The 18,298-nt window shown below is 61.1% G+C and carries 17 protein-coding genes; 10 read left to right on the forward strand and 7 right to left on the reverse strand.

Going from position 1 to position 18,298, the window contains the following annotated elements:
• Nucleotides 1-37: 37 nt before the first annotated feature.
• From ASE36_RS04895 to ASE36_RS04930, 8 genes are all read left to right on the forward strand, one after another.
• The gene (locus ASE36_RS04895) at nt 38-871 is read left to right on the forward strand and encodes a FadR/GntR family transcriptional regulator (protein WP_156378565.1); all 834 of its coding nucleotides are present in this window, start codon (nt 38-40) and stop codon (nt 869-871) included.
• Nucleotides 872-1,102: 231 nt separating this feature from the next.
• Nucleotides 1,103-2,440: a glycosyltransferase family 4 protein gene (locus tag ASE36_RS04900; protein ID WP_062276097.1), complete on the forward strand. Its 1,338-nt coding sequence runs from the start codon at nt 1,103-1,105 to the stop codon at nt 2,438-2,440.
• Nucleotides 2,437-3,186, forward strand: a complete 750-nt coding sequence (locus ASE36_RS04905; RefSeq protein ID WP_062276099.1) for an HAD family hydrolase — start codon at nt 2,437-2,439, stop codon at nt 3,184-3,186. Before ASE36_RS04900 ends, ASE36_RS04905 begins: the two co-directional genes overlap by 4 nt.
• 183 nt (nt 3,187-3,369) lie before the next feature.
• On the forward strand, nt 3,370-3,879 hold the full coding sequence (locus ASE36_RS04910) for an NUDIX hydrolase (protein WP_162244202.1): 510 nt from the start codon (nt 3,370-3,372) through the stop codon (nt 3,877-3,879).
• 175 nt (nt 3,880-4,054) lie between these two features.
• Complete coding sequence (locus ASE36_RS04915) at nt 4,055-5,560, forward strand: inorganic phosphate transporter (RefSeq protein ID WP_062276100.1); 1,506 nt, start codon at nt 4,055-4,057, stop codon at nt 5,558-5,560.
• Nucleotides 5,561-5,582: 22 nt separating this feature from the next.
• Nucleotides 5,583-6,320: a 16S rRNA (uracil(1498)-N(3))-methyltransferase gene (locus ASE36_RS04920; RefSeq protein ID WP_062276103.1), complete on the forward strand. Its 738-nt coding sequence runs from the start codon at nt 5,583-5,585 to the stop codon at nt 6,318-6,320.
• 142 nt (nt 6,321-6,462) lie between these two features.
• The gene (locus ASE36_RS04925) at nt 6,463-7,836 is read left to right on the forward strand and encodes a glutamate--cysteine ligase (protein ID WP_062276105.1); all 1,374 of its coding nucleotides are present in this window, start codon (nt 6,463-6,465) and stop codon (nt 7,834-7,836) included.
• A 119-nt stretch (nt 7,837-7,955) separates the two neighbouring features.
• The gene (locus ASE36_RS04930) at nt 7,956-8,846 is read left to right on the forward strand and encodes a DUF937 domain-containing protein (protein ID WP_062276107.1); all 891 of its coding nucleotides are present in this window, start codon (nt 7,956-7,958) and stop codon (nt 8,844-8,846) included.
• An 83-nt stretch (nt 8,847-8,929) separates the two neighbouring features.
• Here ASE36_RS04930 and ASE36_RS04935 read toward each other — a convergent pair whose 3' ends face one another.
• The gene (locus tag ASE36_RS04935) at nt 8,930-11,422 is read right to left on the reverse strand and encodes a methyl-accepting chemotaxis protein (RefSeq protein WP_062276109.1); all 2,493 of its coding nucleotides are present in this window, start codon (nt 11,420-11,422) and stop codon (nt 8,930-8,932) included.
• 211 nt (nt 11,423-11,633) lie between these two features.
• Entirely contained in the window at nt 11,634-11,933 is a 300-nt protein-coding gene (locus tag ASE36_RS04940) for a DUF1127 domain-containing protein (RefSeq protein ID WP_062276111.1), read from the reverse strand.
• A gap of 192 nt (nt 11,934-12,125) precedes the next feature.
• Between ASE36_RS04940 and ASE36_RS04945 the strand changes: the two genes are divergently transcribed.
• Complete coding sequence (locus tag ASE36_RS04945; RefSeq protein ID WP_062276113.1) at nt 12,126-13,079, forward strand: LysR substrate-binding domain-containing protein; 954 nt, start codon at nt 12,126-12,128, stop codon at nt 13,077-13,079.
• A gap of 9 nt (nt 13,080-13,088) precedes the next feature.
• Here ASE36_RS04945 and ASE36_RS04950 read toward each other — a convergent pair whose 3' ends face one another.
• Together ASE36_RS04950 and ASE36_RS04955 are read right to left on the reverse strand one after the other, a co-directional pair.
• Nucleotides 13,089-13,721, reverse strand: a complete 633-nt coding sequence (locus tag ASE36_RS04950) for a TetR/AcrR family transcriptional regulator (RefSeq protein ID WP_320410143.1) — start codon at nt 13,719-13,721, stop codon at nt 13,089-13,091.
• A 134-nt stretch (nt 13,722-13,855) separates the two neighbouring features.
• Nucleotides 13,856-14,995 carry a DUF3734 domain-containing protein gene (locus ASE36_RS04955; protein WP_062276116.1) on the reverse strand — a complete coding sequence of 380 codons (1,140 nt, stop codon included), beginning with the start codon at nt 14,993-14,995 and terminating at the stop codon, nt 13,856-13,858.
• Nucleotides 14,996-15,188: 193 nt separating this feature from the next.
• Between ASE36_RS04955 and ASE36_RS04960 the strand changes: the two genes are divergently transcribed.
• Entirely contained in the window at nt 15,189-15,665 is a 477-nt protein-coding gene (locus ASE36_RS04960; protein WP_156378566.1) for a hypothetical protein, read from the forward strand.
• A 61-nt stretch (nt 15,666-15,726) separates the two neighbouring features.
• Here the strand turns inward: ASE36_RS04960 and adhP are convergent, their stop codons facing one another.
• From adhP to ASE36_RS04975, 3 genes are all read right to left on the reverse strand, one after another.
• Complete coding sequence (gene adhP / locus ASE36_RS04965) at nt 15,727-16,755, reverse strand: alcohol dehydrogenase AdhP (RefSeq protein WP_062276120.1); 1,029 nt, start codon at nt 16,753-16,755, stop codon at nt 15,727-15,729.
• A 164-nt stretch (nt 16,756-16,919) separates the two neighbouring features.
• Nucleotides 16,920-17,795 carry a dienelactone hydrolase family protein gene (locus tag ASE36_RS04970; protein ID WP_062276122.1) on the reverse strand — a complete coding sequence of 292 codons (876 nt, stop codon included), beginning with the start codon at nt 17,793-17,795 and terminating at the stop codon, nt 16,920-16,922.
• 78 nt (nt 17,796-17,873) lie between these two features.
• Nucleotides 17,874-18,287 (reverse strand): MAPEG family protein, encoded by a 414-nt coding sequence (locus ASE36_RS04975; protein ID WP_062276124.1) that lies wholly within the window; start codon nt 18,285-18,287, stop codon nt 17,874-17,876.
• Nucleotides 18,288-18,298: the final 11 nt, after the last annotated feature.

Consider the following 18,298-nt stretch of genomic DNA (forward strand, 5'->3'; position numbering starts at 1 on the left):
AGGGTGCTTGATAAGTCTCAGTGCCAAGGAGACGCATGTGAGCGACAGTGACGAGACCCTTTTTTCCGGCGTGACGCACAGCCGGACCGCAGACGAGGTGGTGCAGCAGATCGAGCTGCTGATCCTCGACGGCGTGCTGCGCGACGGCGATCGGCTGCCGGGCGAGCGGGATCTGGCACAGTCCCTCGACGTGTCGAGGCCGATCCTGCGCGAGGCACTGAAGGAGCTGGAAACCAGAGGACTGCTGGTCAGCCATCACGGCGGCGGAACATTCGTCGCCGATATCATTGGCCAGGTGTTTTCCAAGCCGGTGACCGAGTTGATCTCCCGGCATGGGCGGGCAACGCGCGACTATCTCGAATACCGGCGCGAACTTGAGGGGCTGACGGCGGAGCTTGCCGCCCAGCGGGCGACCGAGACGGACAAGGCGCTTCTGGCACGGATCGTCGACGACATGCGACTTGCGCACGAGAATGCAGAGCCGGAGGCAGAGCTTGCGGCTGACGTCGAGTTCCATAATGCCATTGGCGAGGCCGCCCATAACATCATCCTCCTTCACACCATGCGGGCCTGTTACCGGCTGCTGTCGGAAGGCATCCTCTTCAATCGCAAGGCGGTGTTTTCGCTCCCCAGCGCCCGCGAACGGCTGCTGGAGCAGCATGTGGCGATCCAGGAAGCGATCCGGGACGGCGATCCCGTTGCTGCCAAGCAGGCGGCGCAGACGCATATCGACTTCGTGATGCAGGCGGCGGCCGACAGCGCGCGCTCGGACGAATGGGGCAGGGTCGCGAAACTGCGGCTTCTTCGACGCGAGGGCACTCACCCGGCAACGCGCGTTACACGGCCGCCGCGGGACTCGGCTTCCGACTGAAGCCATGGGCACGCCGGGTCACCCGGAATCGGCCAATACTCACGATACCTGCGACCCTTCTTGAACGGGCCGCATGCGGTCGAGCGGTGGCAGGAACTGTGCGGCCGAAGAGGTCGATTTACGACAAATCATCCCATCGCGAGAATTTTCATCCGACTATTCGGAACAGAACGCCGTTTTTCATGTTATCTTCCCGCTTCATACGAATGAATTTTTCACAACGGGGGACCCATGGCACCGACATCGGACGCATTGGAGACACCGCGCATCGCGCTCATCTCCACACATGGATATGTTGCAGCCCAACCGCCTTTAGGTGCGGCCGACACCGGCGGACAGGTCGTCTATGTCCTTGAGCTCGCCAAGAAGCTGGCCCAGCTCGGGCACAAGGTCGACATCTATACCCGCCGCTTCGAAGACCAGCCCGAATTCGACGAAGTCGACGAAAATGTACGGGTAATCCGTATTCCCTGCGGTGGTCCGGACTTCATTCCGAAGGAATATCTGCATCGTCATCTGGGCGAATGGAACGAGAAAGCTCTGCGTTACATCAAACGTGAGGGGCTCACCTATCTCTTCATCAACAGTCATTATTGGGACGCCGGCGTCGCCGGGCAACGACTGTCCGAGGCACTTGGGGTGCCGCATATCCATACGCCGCATTCCCTCGGCCTCTGGAAGAAGCGTCAGATGGAGACCGATTATCCGGAGCGAGCCGACAGGTTTGAGCAGGAATTCAACTTCAAAGAACGTATCCAGCACGAGCTAATCGTCTATCGCAGCTGCCAGCTTGTGATTGCGACGACGCCCATCCAGCTCGACATGCTGACCGAAGATTACGGCCTCTCGCGCAGCCGGGTTCACATGATCCCGCCGGGTTACGACGACAACCGCTTTTATCCGGTCTCGGAATCGTCACGCCAGATGGTCCGCCAGCGCTTCGGCTTCGAGGGCCGCACGGTCCTGGCGCTCGGCAGGCTCGCGACCAACAAGGGCTATGATCTTCTGATCGACGGCTTCTCGGTGCTGGCCAAACGCGTTCCGGACGCGCGGCTGCGGCTGGCGCTGGGTGGTGAAAGTCTCGATGCGCAGGAAGAGACAATCCTTGCGCAGCTGAAGCAGCAGGTCGCGGATCTCGGGCTGACCGACAAGGTGGAGTTCACCGGCTTCGTGGCCGACGAGGATCTCTCGGACATGTATCGCGCAGCCGACCTGTTTGTGCTGTCCAGCCGCTACGAACCCTTTGGCATGACCGCAATTGAAGCAATGGCGAGCGGGACCCCGACGATCGTCACCATTCATGGCGGTCTTTTTCGCGCGGTAAGCTATGGCCGGCATGCGCTTTATGCGGATCCTTTCGACAAGGAGGATCTGGGTATCACCATGATGAAACCGCTCAACCACCCGCGGCTTTACGGCCGGCTTTCCCGGATGGGTGCGCACAAGGCTCGCAGTCTCTTTACCTGGACCGGTATTGCGCAACAGCTGATCGCCCTTGTCGAGGGGCGGCCGGTGGCGCAGGCTCTGGAGGAAAGTGACTGGGCCGAACCCTGGAATGACGGCGATTGAACACGATCCAACTTTTTTGTTCCGATCTGGACGGCACGCTAGCGGGCGACCGCGATGGCGCGCATGCCTTTGCCAGACACTGGTCGGCCCTGCCCGACGACCGGCGTCCCCTGCTGGTCTACAACAGCGGCCGGCTGGTTGAAGATATCCTCGCCTTCACTGCCGAAGAAGGCCTGCCCATGGCCGACTTCGTCATCGGAGGCGTCGGGACGATGCTTCATTCGGAAGTCTGGCCCCATCTTGGCGATGCCTATCGGGCGACACTCGATCGCGGATTTGACGTCGATCGTGTCGAAGCCTTGCTTCGACCGATGGAGAGACTGTCGCGTCAGCCTGATCACTATCAGCATCGGCTGAAATCCAGCTGGTATCTGCATGACGCCTGTCCCGACGACCTGGAGGCGATCAAGAGCCGGTTGCATTCGGAGGGTCAGGGGGCGCGGGTGGTCTATTCGAGCAATCGCGATCTCGACATTATTCCGAGCGCCGCAGACAAGGGTCAGGCACTCCGCTGGCTGTGCACGGAGTTGGGGATCCGGCTCTCTTTCGTGGTTGTTGCTGGCGACACCGGCAACGATCGTGCGATGTTCGAACTAGAAGGGGTGACCGGCATTCTGCCGGAAAACGCCCTGGGGGAGCTCTCCAGCCTTGCACAGGGTAGAAAGACTATCGTGCGTGGCAACGGCCAAGCCGCCTGGGGCGTTCTGGATGGCCTCAGGCAACTGGGGTTGCTCGATCCCGGTTGAAACAGAGCAGCCCCCTGCTGGCTTTGCCAGATGCGGCACGGCATGTCGCAGCGACATGCCCATGCCGGGGAATCGGCTGCTACGCCGCAGATCTAGATCATTAAGTGCTTGCCTAAGACATCGATCAGCCTTCACTTAAGCAACTGATCATGCGCTAATCAACCGAATCGAGGTGCAAGTCCATTGGGAATCATCGGCCGTATCACATCCGACATCAGGCTCATGCTGCAGCGACCGCCGCGGCAGCAATTTGCTGCGATCTGTCACCGCAGGCGCAAGAAGACCAATGAGCTGGAAGTGCTTGTGATCACCAGCCGTGATACCGGCCGCTGGGTGATCCCCAAGGGGTGGCATATGCCCGGCAAGCAACCGCACGCCATCGCCGAGCGGGAGGCCTATGAAGAAGCCGGCATCAAGGGCAAGGCCGAGCGCGACCCCATCGGCAGCTATGGCTACATGAAGAAGATGAACGGTGGCCTGAAGGTGCCAACGCGGGTTCAGGTCTACAGCCTGCTGGTCAAGTCCATGCTCAAGGACTTTCCGGAGAAGGGAAGCCGCCGCCTGGAATGGGTCACCTGCGAGGAAGCTGCGAACCGCGTCGATGAACCGGAGCTGAAGGCGCTTTTCCGTGCCTTCCCCCGTCTCCTGCAGAGCCAGGCCGAAAACCCAAAAAAATCTGCCGAGGTGGCCTGAAAGGGCTTTGTCACAAAACTGTCATATTGAACCCACCGACCTTTGCCGGTAGTGGCTTCGGATTGATGTGAACCAAGACATGGCCGGCGGTTGCCGACGCGTCACTTTCATCAACCGCCGTTAGACATGCAAGAACGAGGACCAGCACGGGGCCTCTTCCGGAGGCAGCCGGCCCATGGGCAAAACGACGCCAAAGCTTTTGAAGCCGACCCTGGACAAGGATCTGGGCAAGGTCGCCCATGTCGAGGCGGCCTCGCAGCACGTGTCGCGCGGGTTGGCGCCGCTCGGCCTCGGCCTGATCTTCGTCATCCTCGCCACAGTGGTTGCCGCCGGCGCCGCCGCAGGAAAGCCGGGCGCTGCTGTCGTGATCGCCGCTGCGGCCCTCGCCGCCTATATGGCAATGAACATTGGCGCCAACGACGTGACCAACAATGTCGGCCCGGCGGTCGGTGCCCGCGTCATGACCATGGCGACGGCCCTCTCGCTTGCCGTGGTGTTCGAGATCGCCGGGGCCCTGATCGCCGGCAACGAGGTTGTCGCGACGATTTCGCGCGGCATCATCGCACCCTCCATGACAGGGTCTTCAGACGCCTTCGTCTGGGCAATTATGGCGGCACTCCTGTCGGCCGGACTTTGGATCAATCTTGCCACCTGGATCAATGCACCGGTCTCGACCACCCATGCCGTGGTCGGAGGGGTTCTGGGCGCTGGTGTCGCTGCCGCAGGACCTGCGGCGCTCAACTGGGGCATTGTCGGTGGCATTACGGCGAGCTGGGTGCTTTCCCCCCTGATCGGCGGCGTGATCGCGGCGCTGGTTCTCGCCTTCATCAAGGAGTTCGTCATCTACCGGGAGGACAAGATCGGGTCGGCCCGCCGATGGGTGCCGATCCTGATTGCCGTCATGGTGGGCGCCTTTTTGAGCTACCTCGCCCTGAAAGGGCTCGGTCAGTTGATCCCGATCAGCATGCCGATGGCGCTCGCGATCGGCCTTGTCTCTGGACTGCTCTCCTGGGCGGCCGCGATCCCTCTGATCCGGCGCCAGTCCATTGGGCTTGAGAACCGCAACCAGTCCCTGCGCAAGCTGTTTCGCCTGCCGCTGATTTTCGCGGCTGCGCTCTTGTCCTTCGCGCATGGCGCAAACGACGTCGCCAATGCCATCGGTCCGCTGACGGCAATCGTCGAGGCGACGCGGACTTATGGATTGCCCACCGGGGGCGCACCGCATCTTTGGGTTGTTCTGATCGGCGCCTTCGGCATCTCCACCGGAATTCTGCTTTACGGCCCACGGCTCATCCGGATCGTCGGGGAGGAAATCACCAAACTCAACCCGATGCGGGCCTATAGCGTATCATTGTCGACGGCGATCACCGTACTTGTCGCTTCGGCGGTGGGCTTGCCGGTAAGTTCGACCCACATCGCTATCGGTGCCGTCTTCGGCGTCGGCTTCTTCCGCGAGTGGTACACGCGCAATTCCACGCGCCGGGTCGAGTACATGCGCGCCAAGGCGGAGCGCTGGGAGGTTGAGCCGAAACCCGAGCGCAATTCGGAAGAGCTGCGCCGCCGCTATCTGGTCCGCCGCTCGCATTTCATGACAATCGTCGCCGCCTGGGTCATTACCGTTCCGTTCTCTGCAGGGCTTGCAGCGATCATCTATTGGATTATGTCTCAGCTCGTTGGCTGATGACGGGAGTCGATTTTTTCCAATGCGTGCGAACTACAAGATGCAGCGGCTTCATGTCACGGCGGATCTCGCCGCCGGACACACGATCGAAGCGACGACCGAGCAGTTCAACTATCTTGCCCATGTGCTGCGCTATGACGAAGGCGCAGATCTGCTGCTGTTCAACGGCCGTCATGGCGAGTGGCGGGCAAGCGTTGGCTTTCCCACGCGCAAGCGCATCCTGCTGACCCCCGTCGAGGAGACCCGTCCGCAGCCTGAGGACAGCGACCTGCATTTTCTCTTTGCCCCGCTGAAGGTCGGCCGGATGGATTACCTGGTGCAGAAGGCCGTGGAAATGGGTGCCGGGGTGTTGCAGCCGGTCATGACCCAGCACGTTCAGGGCAAGATCGGCAGTGTCGAGCGGCTGCAGGCCAATGCCGTCGAGGCGGCCGAGCAATGCGGGATCCTCGCAATTCCCAGGGTCGCTGAGCCGGTGAAGCTGCGTGATCTTCTCGACCGTTGGTCGCCCGAGCGCCGGATCATCTATTGCGACGAGGACAGCTCGACGCAGAATCCTCTACCCGCCCTCTCCCGCATCGAGGAAAAGTCGCTTGCGCTGCTGGTCGGGCCGGAAGGCGGGTTTTCGGACGAGGAGCGTCAACTCTTGCGCTCCCTGCCCTTTGTGACGGCCATCCCTCTGGGGCCGCGCATCCTCAGGGCGGACACGGCCGCCGTTGCCGCGATGGCCGTGGTACAGGCCGCCATCGGCGACTGGCGCTAGCGTTCACTACACCGTTCGCTTGTTCCAGTTTTTTGAGCCGTGCTTGAGAGAATTTCACTTGCGCGGCATATAAATCCGGTTCAATCAGCCTGTCGGATGGGCCTCCCGTGCCCAGCGACGATGCCTCAACAAGGTTTCATTCATGGCCCGTGACACCACCGACCAGACCCCCCTCGGCACAATCGACGACATGGCAGCCTATATGGATGCCGGTTCCAAGCCGAAGGAGCAGTTCCGGATCGGAACGGAGCATGAGAAGTTCGCCTTCTTCCGCGCCGACAACAGCCCCGTTCCCTATTTCGGCGATGCCAGCATCTCTGCGCTTTTAAAGGGCATGCAGGGCAAGCTCGGCTGGGAGCCGATCATGGACGGCGAGAACATCATCGGGCTTGGCGAACAGCATGGCATGGGTGCGATTTCCATTGAGCCCGGCGGCCAGTTCGAGCTGTCGGGCGCCCCGGTCGAGACGCTGCACCAGACCTGCAAGGAGTCCAACCAGCATCTGGCCGTCTTGCGCGAGATCGCCGAACCGATGGGCATCCGGTTCCTCGGCCTTGGCGGCAGTCCGAAATGGACGTTGGCCGAGACGCCGCGGATGCCGAAGTCGCGTTACGACATCATGACCCGTTACATGCCGAAGGTCGGCACCAAGGGTCTCGACATGATGTACCGGACCTGCACCATTCAGGTGAACCTGGATTTCTCATCGGAAGCCGACATGCGGCAGAAGATGCGGGTGTCGATGAAGCTGCAGTCGCTGGCGACCGCGCTCTTCGCCTCCTCGCCGTTTACCGAAGGCAAGCCCAACGGGCTTCTCTCCTGGCGTGGCGATATCTGGCGCGACACCGACAACCAGCGCGCAGGCGTCTTGCCCTTCACCTTCTCCAAGGATTTCTCCTTCGGCGACTATGTGCGTTGGGCGATCGACGCGCCAATGTATTTCGTCACCCGCGACGGCCGCTATCACGATTGCACGCACATCACCTTCCGCCAGTTCATGGACGGGGCTCTGAAAGGCGAGATCGCCGATTGGGCACCGCAACTGGGTGACTGGACGAACCACCTGTCGACCCTGTTCCCCGATGTGCGGCTGAAGCGCTTCCTCGAGATGCGTGGCGCCGATGGCGGCCCGTGGCGGCGGATCTGTGCGCTGCCGGCCTTCTGGGTCGGCCTGCTTTACGATGATGCAGCGCTTGCTGCCGCCGATGCCGCGACCGCCGACTGGACGGTCGAGGACGTGATCGCGATGCGCGACGCTGTGCCCGCGCAAGGCCTGAAGGCAAGTGTCGCCGGCCGGCCGCTGCTGGAGGTTGCCCGCGACATGGTCGGCATCTCGCGCCAGGGCCTCAAGGCGAGAGCCCGGCTGAACGGCGACGGCCAGGATGAAAGCATCTTCCTCAACACGCTGGACGAGGTGCTCGCCAAGGGCACGACACTGGCCGACGATCTGCTTGGCCTCTATCACGGGCGCTGGAACGGCTCCGTCGATCCTGTCTTCGACGAATACCAGTACTGACGCTTCCGCCTATCCCGCAGATCAGCGACCCTGGGCAAAACGGTAGAAACCGGTTTGCCCAGGGTTTTTTCCGTCTATAGTGCTTTACACATTCGCACATATTCGGGGAGAAGGCGTCCATGCTGCCATTGTTCGACATGATGCTCCAGGCACAGAACGGCAACGCGATGGACGCCATGGCGCGGCAGTTCGGCCTGGCGCAGGAACAGGCGGCGAAGGCCATGGCCGCGCTCACGCCCGCCTTTGCCTCCGGCTTCAAGCGCAATACGGCAAACCCTTACGATTTCTCGGCCCTGCTCTCCGCGATGAGCTCCGGCAATTATGCCCGATACTTCGAGGACATGAGTTCCGCCTTCACGCCGCAGGGCATCGCCGATGGCAACCAGGTTCTGCAGCAGCTGTTTGGGTCCAAGGAAGTTTCCCGCGCGATTGCCGCGCAGGCGGCGCAGCTCACCGGCATCGGGCAGGACATCCTCAAGCAGATGATGCCTGTGATGGCCGATACGATGATGGGCGGCTTGTTCAAGCAGGCCACCGGCCAGTTCGGTGGCGCCAATGCCTTCACGGCATCGCCGATGGCTGCGATGATGCAGCAATGGCTTGAAAGCACCGGACTGCAGCCGAAGCCGCAGCCCCAGGCCGATACGATGTTCGACAATCCCTTCACCCGCGCCTTCCAGGAAATGATGGGCGGGTCGAAGAAGCCGGAGCCGCAGGCCCAGGCGAACCCCTTCCTGGAGAACCCCTTCGCCAAGGCGTTCCAGGACATGGCTGCCGCCTACACCGGGCAGACCGCTGCTCAGCCGGAAGCGTCGAAGCCCGAGGCGTCCAAGGCCCCGGGGAAGGATGCCGGTGAAGGCTTTGCGGCAATGATCAACACCATGTTCGACAGCGGGCTCGAAGTGCAGAAGAGCTACCAGAAGAGCATGGAGCAGATCTTCGACACCTATCTGACAGCTTCCAAAGGCGAGACAGCGGCAGACAATGAGCCGCCGGCGCCGAAGGGCTGACGCGCCGTCTTCAGCCACCTTCATCTTCAAATGCAAACGGCGCGGTTTCCCGCGCCGTTGTTGTTAGAAGATAACGTAAGCCTTCAGAACTCTTCCCAATCCGATTCGGACTTCGTGTCCTTCGCCTGATTGAGCCTGGCTCCCAGCCCCACAGAGATCTTGTCCATCAGCGAGCGGGCTGGCGAGGCGACCGAGCGGCTACCGGCTTCAGCAGGCGCAACACGGGGCTTGGCCGCAGGGCGGACGGGGGCGGCTGGCGCTGATGGCTGACCGGAACCCGTGCTCGGATTCCGCGAAAAACCGGTGTCGCGCTGATCAGCAAAGCGGTTCTGGACAGAGGCGGAGCTCGCTTCGACGGTAAACTGACCAACGAGCGAGGAGAGCATTTCGGCATCGCGTGTCAGACCGGCCATCTCAGCATTGGTCTGCTCTGCAGCCCGGGCGTTGTGCTGGGTCACATCCTCCATCCGGCCAACGGCGGCGTTGATTTCGTTGAGGCTTGCAGACTGCTGCTTGGAGGTGGAGGCGATCGAATGGATATGGTCGCCGATCTGCACGACCTGACCGGCGATCGATGAGAGAACCGTTCCGGTCTGGCGTACGAGGCCGACGCCGTTTGCGACTTCCTCGCCCGACTTGGTGATGAGCGCCTTGATGTCCTTGGCGGCGGTTGCCGAGCGCTGAGCGAGTTCGCGCACTTCCTGGGCCACGACCGCAAAGCCCTTGCCGGCTTCACCGGCACGAGCCGCTTCGACACCGGCATTGAGGGCGAGCAGGTTGGTCTGGAAGGCGATCTCGTCGATCACGTTGATGATCTTCGAGATTTCGCTCGACGCATTCTCGATGCGCTGCATGGCGTCGACCGCGCCACCCACGATTTCGCCGGACCGGTCCGAATTGGTGCGCGCCTCAAGCGCGAGACGGGACGCATTTTCCGCCCTTTCGGAGGACTGACGGATGGCATCCATGATCTGGCGGATGGCGGCAGAGGTTTCGACAAGGGCAGCTGCCTGCTGCTCAGTTCGGTGGCTGAGATCGGCCGTCGAGGAACTGACGGCGCTGCTCTTGCGGTTGATTTCGGCGACATTGCCGTGAACGGCCGAGACCGTGCCGGACAGGCGTTCCAGCGAGGCGTTGAAATCAAGACGCAACCGGTCGAGATTGCCGGTCAGCGGCTTCTGGATGGTGGCCGTCAGGTCACCGTTCGCCAGACGCTGCAAGGCGGAACCCAGCACGTCGATAGCTTCCGTCAGTTCGGCCTGAGCTGCCGCCCGCTCAGCCTCGCGCTGTCGGCGCTCGGTCTCTGTTGCGGAACGGCGTGTTTCATTTTCGCTCTCAAGGTCACGTTTGTCGATTTCCGCCTGCCGGAAGACGGCGACGGAGCGGACCATATCGCCGATTTCGTCCGAACGCTCGAGGCCCTTCAGGTCAATGTTCGTGTCGCCATTGGCAAGGCGCCCCATGGAGCCGACGAGTTCGGAGATCGGCCGGGTAAGCGAGCGTGAGAACAAGACGCCAACGAGGGAGCCGGCCAGGATCAGGACAATGCCGAAACCAACGGACTTAAGGCCGGCGGAGACAACCTGCGCCCAGACTTCTTCTTCACCGATCAGAGCGATGACGGACCAGCGGACGTCACCAAACTGCAACGGCACGATGGCCGCGAAGCTGCTGATGCCACGATAGCCTTCGATCGTGCCGGTTGCTTCACCGGACGACTGAGCAACCTGCAGCATTGGCGAGTTGATGCTCACCTTCAACGTGTCGTAGTCCGGCGTGCGCGTGCTGTCGGAAACCAGCAATCCGGCGCTATCGACGAGGACTGTTTCGCCTGATTTGCCGAGGCCTCGGGTGTTGGAGAAGATGGCGTTGATCTGGTCGTTGGGGAGCTGATAGGCGAGAACGCCAACCTTCCGGTCGTTCATGATGATCGGAACAGCCACGAAAGAGGCGGGCGCGCCGGAAGACGGTGCGTAGGATTCGAAGTCGGAATTGGCAAAGACATTCGGGTCGTCGCTCTGGATGACCTTCTGGAAAACCTTGGCCAGGCCGGTATCCTTGTAGGGACCGGTATTCAGGTTGGTACCGAAGTCCGTTTCCTTCATAACGGTGTAGACGACGTTGCCCTCTGCATCGATCAGGAAGATATCGTAATAGCCTTGGGCTTCCTTGTGCTTCAGGAATGTCGTGTGTCCCTGGCGGTGGGCGCGGTCGTAATTATCCTTCTTGGCACTTTCCAGCTCGAACTTTTCACCGACCGGGTTCGGGTTCTCGTCGATGTATCGGCGGTGCAATTCGGCTGCCGGATCGTCACCAAGCTTCGCCCATGCACCGGTTATGCCAAAGAGCGCCTGCTGCGTCATCATGTTGGCGGCGGTCTGCTGTGCATCCAGCTGGATCCCATCAAGGAAGCGGCGCGCTTCGTTGCGGCGTCCATCTGCCGTTGCCTCCAGCTTCTCAAACACCTGCTGGTCCAGGATACGGCTCTGCTGCACCAAACCGATCGCAACGGATGCGCTCAGGATGACGAAGGCGAAGAGAGCTGCGGCGACGGGCAGTTTTGTCGAAATGCGCATGAAAGATCCCCATCAGAAGTAGCGCGATCAAGCCACTTCATCGCTGACACAAGGCCGTTAGCAAGTCGTTACCTGCCGACCCCATTCCTTTCGCATTTCACAACCGGCACCGTTATTTTAGCGTTTAAAAAAAAGCCCGGTCCGGAAAATTTTCCGAAACCGGGCAAAGAGCAGGGCTATTGGCTGTCACCCTGCGGGGATGGGAATTGTCTCATTCTGCCCTGCGACCGCGCAGCGCGAGTTCTGCCCGGCGGCGGGCTAGGCGGGTCAGTTGCTGCGAAGGATCGTCAGCCAGGCCGGTCTCCTTGAGCGCCTTGTTGACGTCGGAGCGGCTGAGGCCAACGTCGTTGAGCAGGCGGTCATCAAGATCGGCGAGGCTGTTCGCAGAAAGACGATTGCGCAGTGCCGTCACCCGGTTTCGAAGCCACACGAGCACCCCATGAGAATGCGCAACGCGCGCTTTCGAAGGGAGAGCGAGATCGAGGTCGAGGGTCCGATGGGTCGTGCGCATGACGTTCATCCTTTTGACAGGGCACGAAAAGACAGGCCCCGGTCGCTTGCGCGACCAGGCGATGGGGCTGGAGTGGAACGATTGGCCTTGCATGGCCGGTGCGGAATGCAGCCTCAGGATGTCGAATGGATATTGATCAGTCCAACGAATGTTTCTAATGATAATCATCAACCTCTCTGATGGGTAAGTTTCATGTCGGCTCCCCTTGATATCGACCAATTGCAGACGTTCATCGCCATCGTGGATACAGGCAGCTTCACCAAGGCTGCCGGCCGCGTCTTCAAGACGCAATCGGCCGTCTCCATGCAGATGCGCAGGCTGGAAGAACGGGTCGGCAAACAGTTGTTCATCAAGGACGGTCGCGGCAACCGTTTGACGGCGGATGGAGACAAGCTGCTGAATTATGCGCGGCGGATCATTCGGCTGAACTCGGAGGCGATCGCCGCCTTCGACGACAATCGTCTGGAAGGTACGCTCCGCATCGGCACGCCGGATGATTATGCCGACCGTTACATGCCTGAGATCATCGGGCGTTTTGCGAAGACGCATCCGAATGTCGAACTCTATATCGTCTGCGAACCATCGGTGGATCTGGCCGAGAAGATGGGCCGAGGGGAACTCGACATTGCGCTCGTGACCCATAATCCGCTGCTGCGCCAGTCGGACGTGGTGCGGACCGAGCCGCTTTGCTGGGTGGGCTCGGCCAACCATCCCCTCAGGGACGATGCGCCGGTGCCGCTTGCGGTCGGGCGACGGGATTGTCAGTGGCGGCAACTCGCCTGCTCCGCGCTCGATGCGGATGGCCGGGACTACCAGATCCTGTTCACCAGTTGGTCTTCGACCGTTGTCGCTGCGGCCGTGCTGGCCGGCATGGCCGTATCGATCCTGCCTGAATCGGCGCTGAGGACCGGCATGAAGGTGCTGACCGCCGGTGACGGTTTCCCGCCCTTGCCACCTGTTCAGATCGGCTTGATGAAGCGTCCCGGTTTCTCGGTGTCGCTGCTAAACGCGATCACCGACCACATCACGGCCTGCCTCGACAACATCACGCCGGCTCAGGTTGACGATGACATGGATGGCGAGACGAAGACCTATTCGCGGCATTACCCGCGACTGAAGGCGGGGAACATGATCCCCGGCTGGTGATCTTCAGCGTCAGGAGACGAAGAGCGAGTTTCGAACGATCTGGTGCCAGCGGTCGAGATAAACCCGTGCCGCGTCGGGTCCCTGGCTGGTGGCGAAGCGGATCACATCACCGCTCGTGATGATAAACAGCTTCAGCGTGATGCGGACCTTGCCCAGTTCCTCGGCCGGAATGAGATGGGCGAGATCCTTGAGGAAAACCCCCATCAGGTGTTCGTGGTAGTCGTTCGACAGGTGGTTGAGATCTTTGTCCGACTGAATCGCCTGCCAGATCGACATGAAGATCGGTCGCTCGCGAAACAGGGTATGCAGCTCGAACAGCGCATCCGCACCGCGTTTGGCTGCCTCTTCCAGTGAACTTACGCCCGAGAAGATCTGACTGACCCTATCTTCGATCTCCATCGAGAGGCGATCGTGCAGTGCCTTGAGCACTGCGGCCTTTTGCGGGAAGAACTGGTAAAGCGAGCCGATCGGAATGCCGGCGCGCTGGGCGATTTCGCTCATCGTGACGGTGGAAACGTCTTTTTCCAGCACAAGTGCCATGGCCGAGTCCAGAATGGCCTCAAGCCTTTGGACACTGCGCTCTTGCTGGGGCAGCTTGCGCAATGCAAGTCGCACGACTGAAGTACGGTCTATCATTGACATATGACCGACAAATCATGCGTCGGCTCCCTTGATAATCTGCACGATCAATAGGACGTCGTCGTCGCCAAATGGTTAACGGAATGGATTTTATCCCCATGCCGAAGTATTAACACAAAAAAGGTCGCAGAAGGACGTCAAGCGTTCACGCGCAGATGGCGTTCGCGTGCAAGGTCGAAGATCTGGATGCCGTCCCGAGGCCTGCCGCGGCCGCGCCATTTGGGGTGCTTCAAGGTGTAGCTGGCATCGTCATAACCGGCCTTCCAGTGCTCCTCGATCGAGCGACGGGAGAACTCGACATCCATTGCATGGGTGGCATGTGAAGCGCGACGATGAATGAGGTGCACGATGGTGACGTCGTATTCCTGACCGATCGAGCGCAAGACCTGGGCGTCTTCGTCGCCCCGGAATTCCGGCGGCAGCTTGTCCAGCAGGCGTTTGGCGGCGCGCCGCACCATCTGGCGGCGGGCGAATTCGTCCGTGTTCATGCGGGTTCGGCTGGAATAGCGGATTTCCTTCACCCGGCTTTCCACCTCGAACTGGTCGCGCGGCATGTCACCCCGGGCATTGAACAGATCGACCTGAAATATCTCCAGATCGCGCGTCGCGTCACTCACATTCAGCACATGCTGGAGCGGGGTGTTGGAGACAAGGCCGCCGTCCCAATAGGAGCGGCCATCGATCTCGACCGGCGCGAAGCCAGGCGGCAAGGCGCCGGAGGCGGCGATGTGGCGCACATCAAGGCGGGTCTGGCGGTTATCGAAATAGGCGAAATTGCCTGATTTCACTTCCACCGCCCCCAGGCTCAGGCGTGTCTGGCTGTCGTTGAGCAAATCGAAATCGATGAGCCGGTTCAGCGTTTTCAGGAGCGGGCCTGTATCATAATAGCTCACGCGCATATCGGCACTTTCAAGCAGCTGCCTCGGCGTCAAAAGACGCGGCGAGAAGAAGCCAGGCACGCCAAAGAGCGTGGCTGCCATGGCGGCCGCATCGTTCTGCATCCGCCGCAAGGTGTTGTCCTGTGCCGCCCAGCCGTAATCGAGCCCGCTGGAGACGGTGTGCCAGAAGTCGCGCAAGTGGGCGATGCGCTTGTCGCGCGGGCTGCCGGCGATGATTGCTGCATTGACCGCACCAATCGAAATGCCGGCGAGCCAGTCGGGTTCAAGATCGTTTTCGTGCAGCGCCTCATAGGCGCCTGCCTGATACGCCCCGAGTGCCCCACCTCCCTGGAAGACGAAGATGCGGTCGGTTTCGGAGTTCGTGACGGCGTCTGGCATGACTTATTCCCGGATAATGCTGCAGTGCAATACATAGGGCGAGAGTCGCGCGGAAACCAGTGCCGACGCTGCAATGCGAGCCACTTGGCGAATTGGACGCGACGGCGGCGTTTGCCCCAAAAGTAATTCAACGGCGTAAACCAATCTCGCTTAAGGTCATGACGCCTTAAATCATCGACCCAGGACCCTTTTCATGTCTCTACCGATCTTTCGTGCTCTTCGAGCTTTCCTCGCTCTCAGCCTCATAACAGGCGCGATGCTGACAACGGTTTCTTGGCCCGTCCGGGCGGACGAGGCCGACACCGACCGACAGATCGAGACCCTGCTCGGCGATCCCGCGGATTACAAGGAGCTCTTCTACGCCTTCCAGAGTGCGGTGGCCGAGGGCAAAGCCGAGATTGCCGTCAGCCTCGTCTCCTACCCGATCACCATCAGCATCGGTGGGGAAGACGCGACCTTCGAGAACGAGGCACAATTGCTGGACAGCTATAACGACGTCTTCACCGACAAGATCGTGAATATCGTCCGCAATCAGGAGTACGGCCAGGCCTTCGTCAATAGCGAGGGCCTGATGTTCGGCGACGGCGAGGTTTGGATCAGCGGGGTCTGCGAAGACAGCGCCTGCAACAGCAGCTTGCCGCGCGTCATTACCATCCAGTCCGTCGACTAAGCCGGAAACGCGAAACGGCGCGGTGAAACCGCGCCGTTTGTTGTCTCTTCGAGATCTGAGGTCAGGCGCTGAGATCCAGCACGATGCGACCGTCGATCTTGCCCTCTTCCATGCGCTGGAAGATGGCGTTGATGTTTTCCAGTCTGTCCCAGCTGAAATGCGAGGCGACCTTGCCTTCGCCGGCAAACTGCAGGCTTTCCTCAAGATCCTGCCGCGTGCCGACGATCGAGCCGCGCACCGTGATGCGCTTCAGCACGGTCTCGAAGACCGGGAGAGAGATGAAGCCCGGCGGCAGGCCGACCAGAGACATGGTGCCCTTGGAGCGCAGGAAGCCATAGGCTTGCTCCATCGCCTTCGGCGAAACGGCGGTGACCAGCGCGCCATGGACGCCGCCTGTTGCCCTCTGCACCTGCTCGATCGCATCCTTGTCCGTGCCATTGACGACGACATCGGCGCCGAGGCTCTTCGCGAGCTTTAGCTTATCGTCGTGGATGTCGGCGGCGACCACATGCATGCCCATGGCCTTGGCATATTGCACGGCCATGTGGCCCAGGCCGCCGATGCCGGAGATGACGACCCACTCGCCAGGCTTCACTTCGGCCTCCTTGAGGCCCTTGTAGACGGTGACGCCTGCGCAGAGAACGGGGGCTGCCGGGCCGAACTCGAGGTTGTCGGGAAGTCGGCCGACGAAATCGGGATCGGCCAGGCCGTATTGCGCAAACGTGCCGTTGACCGAATAGCCGGTGTTCTGCTGGCTGCCGCAGAGCGTTTCCCAGCCGGTGCGGCAGGGCGAGCAGCAGCCGCAGGCGGTGTGCAGCCACGGCACGCCAACGCGGTCGCCTTCCTTGATGCGGGAGACGCCGGCACCGAGCTTGGCGACATAACCGACGCCTTCGTGGCCGGGGATGAAGGGCGGGCTGGGCTTGACCGGCCAATCGCCATTGGCGGCATGCAGGTCGGTGTGGCAGACGCCTGTCGCCTCATACTTGACGAGGACCTGGCCGGGACCGGGCTCCGGGATCGGCCATTCCTCGATCGTCAAGGGCTTGCCGAATTCGCGGACCACAGCGGCTTTCATCATCGATGCCATATCAATCTCCCATCGTTCTTCGAACTGGACATCCGCCGGGCATCAATGCCAAGCGGGTATGGCCAGACCTTATGCGCGCTGGAGATGCGGGCGATTGATCGGCATCAAACGGGCGTATATTTCATCAAACCGTCATCCGGGGCGCGCTCAGGCGCCCCGCTTCGCTAGGCGAGGTTCTTCTTCAGGAACGCCACTGTGCGCGACCAGGCGAGATCGGCTGCCGCCTTGTCATAGCGAGCAGCAGACGTGTCGTTGTTGAAGGCATGATTGACGCCGTCATAGATGAAAAGCTCGTAGGTCTTGCCGTTGGCATCGAGTGCTGCCTTATAGACGTCAATGCCCGCATTGATGCGCTCATCAAGGCCGCCGTAATGCAGCATCAGCGGCGCCTTGATCTTGGGAACGTCCTCGGCAGGTGGCTGGGCGCCATAATAGGCGACGCCGGCACCCAGTTCAGGCGAGGCGACGGCCAGACGGTTGACCATGCCGCCACCCCAGCAGAAGCCGATGGCACCGACCTTGCCGTTGGTCTTTTCATGACCTGCAAGGAAGGCCCGCGTGGCCTCGCCATTGGCCACTGTAGCCACCATGTCCAGCGACTGGAACATGTTGCGTGCCTCGTCCTCATTGGCGGGCGTTCCGCCGTTTGGTGACAGGAAGTCGGGAGCGAGGGCCACGAAGCCTTCAAGCGCCATGCGTCGGGCGACATCACGGATATGCGGGTTGAGGCCTCGGTTCTCGTGGATGACCATCACGGCAGGCAGCCGTCCTTCGGCATTCCTGGGGATCGCCAGATAGCCTTTCATCTCGCCCGCCACTCCGGGATAGGTCAGATCCTCGACGGTGAGCCGTTCATCATTATCGGCAATCACGGTTGCGCTGGCCTGGCTTGCAGCGAGCATCGGCATGATCGCAGCAGCTGCGGCGCCGGACCCTGCCAGCGCCGTCAGCTTTTGCATGAAGCCGCGACGATCGAGCGTGAGGTGGGTGTATTCATCATAGGCGTCGATCATGGCCTGGGTAATGCTGGGCTTTGACACGGGTGTCTCCTCCGGGCTGTTGCTGCGGAGAAGATAGGCGGCTCCCACCGGAGGCCCAGACAAAATGCCGTGAAGGCCTCAGGCGGTGGCCATCCAGACGACGAGCCAGAGCCACATCAGGAAAAGGCTGACGAACCCCGCCATGAAGGAGGCGCGGCGCAGGGCCAGGTTGCCGGTGATGTGCATATAGGCCTGGAGATAGCGGGAGACAACGAAAAGCCAGGCCAGCGAAACCGACAGGATATTGTCTGCCTCCATCATGAACAGCAGGATGGAAATGGCGTAAAACAGGACGGGCAGCTCGAACTGGTTGGCGATCACCTTGTTGACGACGCGGCTTTCCTCTGGCTCGGCATGGTTTTCAAGAAAGGCGCTGCGTTCGATCTTGCCGGCGCGGACCACGGCGGCGCGGCGACGGACGAGCAAAGCGTAGAGGCAGAAGACCAGGAAGGCATGCGCCATCATGGGCCAGAACATTTCGAAACCACTCATCGTCAACATCC

This window comes from Rhizobium sp. Root274, from assembly GCF_001429245.1.
GTDB lineage: Bacteria > Pseudomonadota > Alphaproteobacteria > Rhizobiales > Rhizobiaceae > Allorhizobium.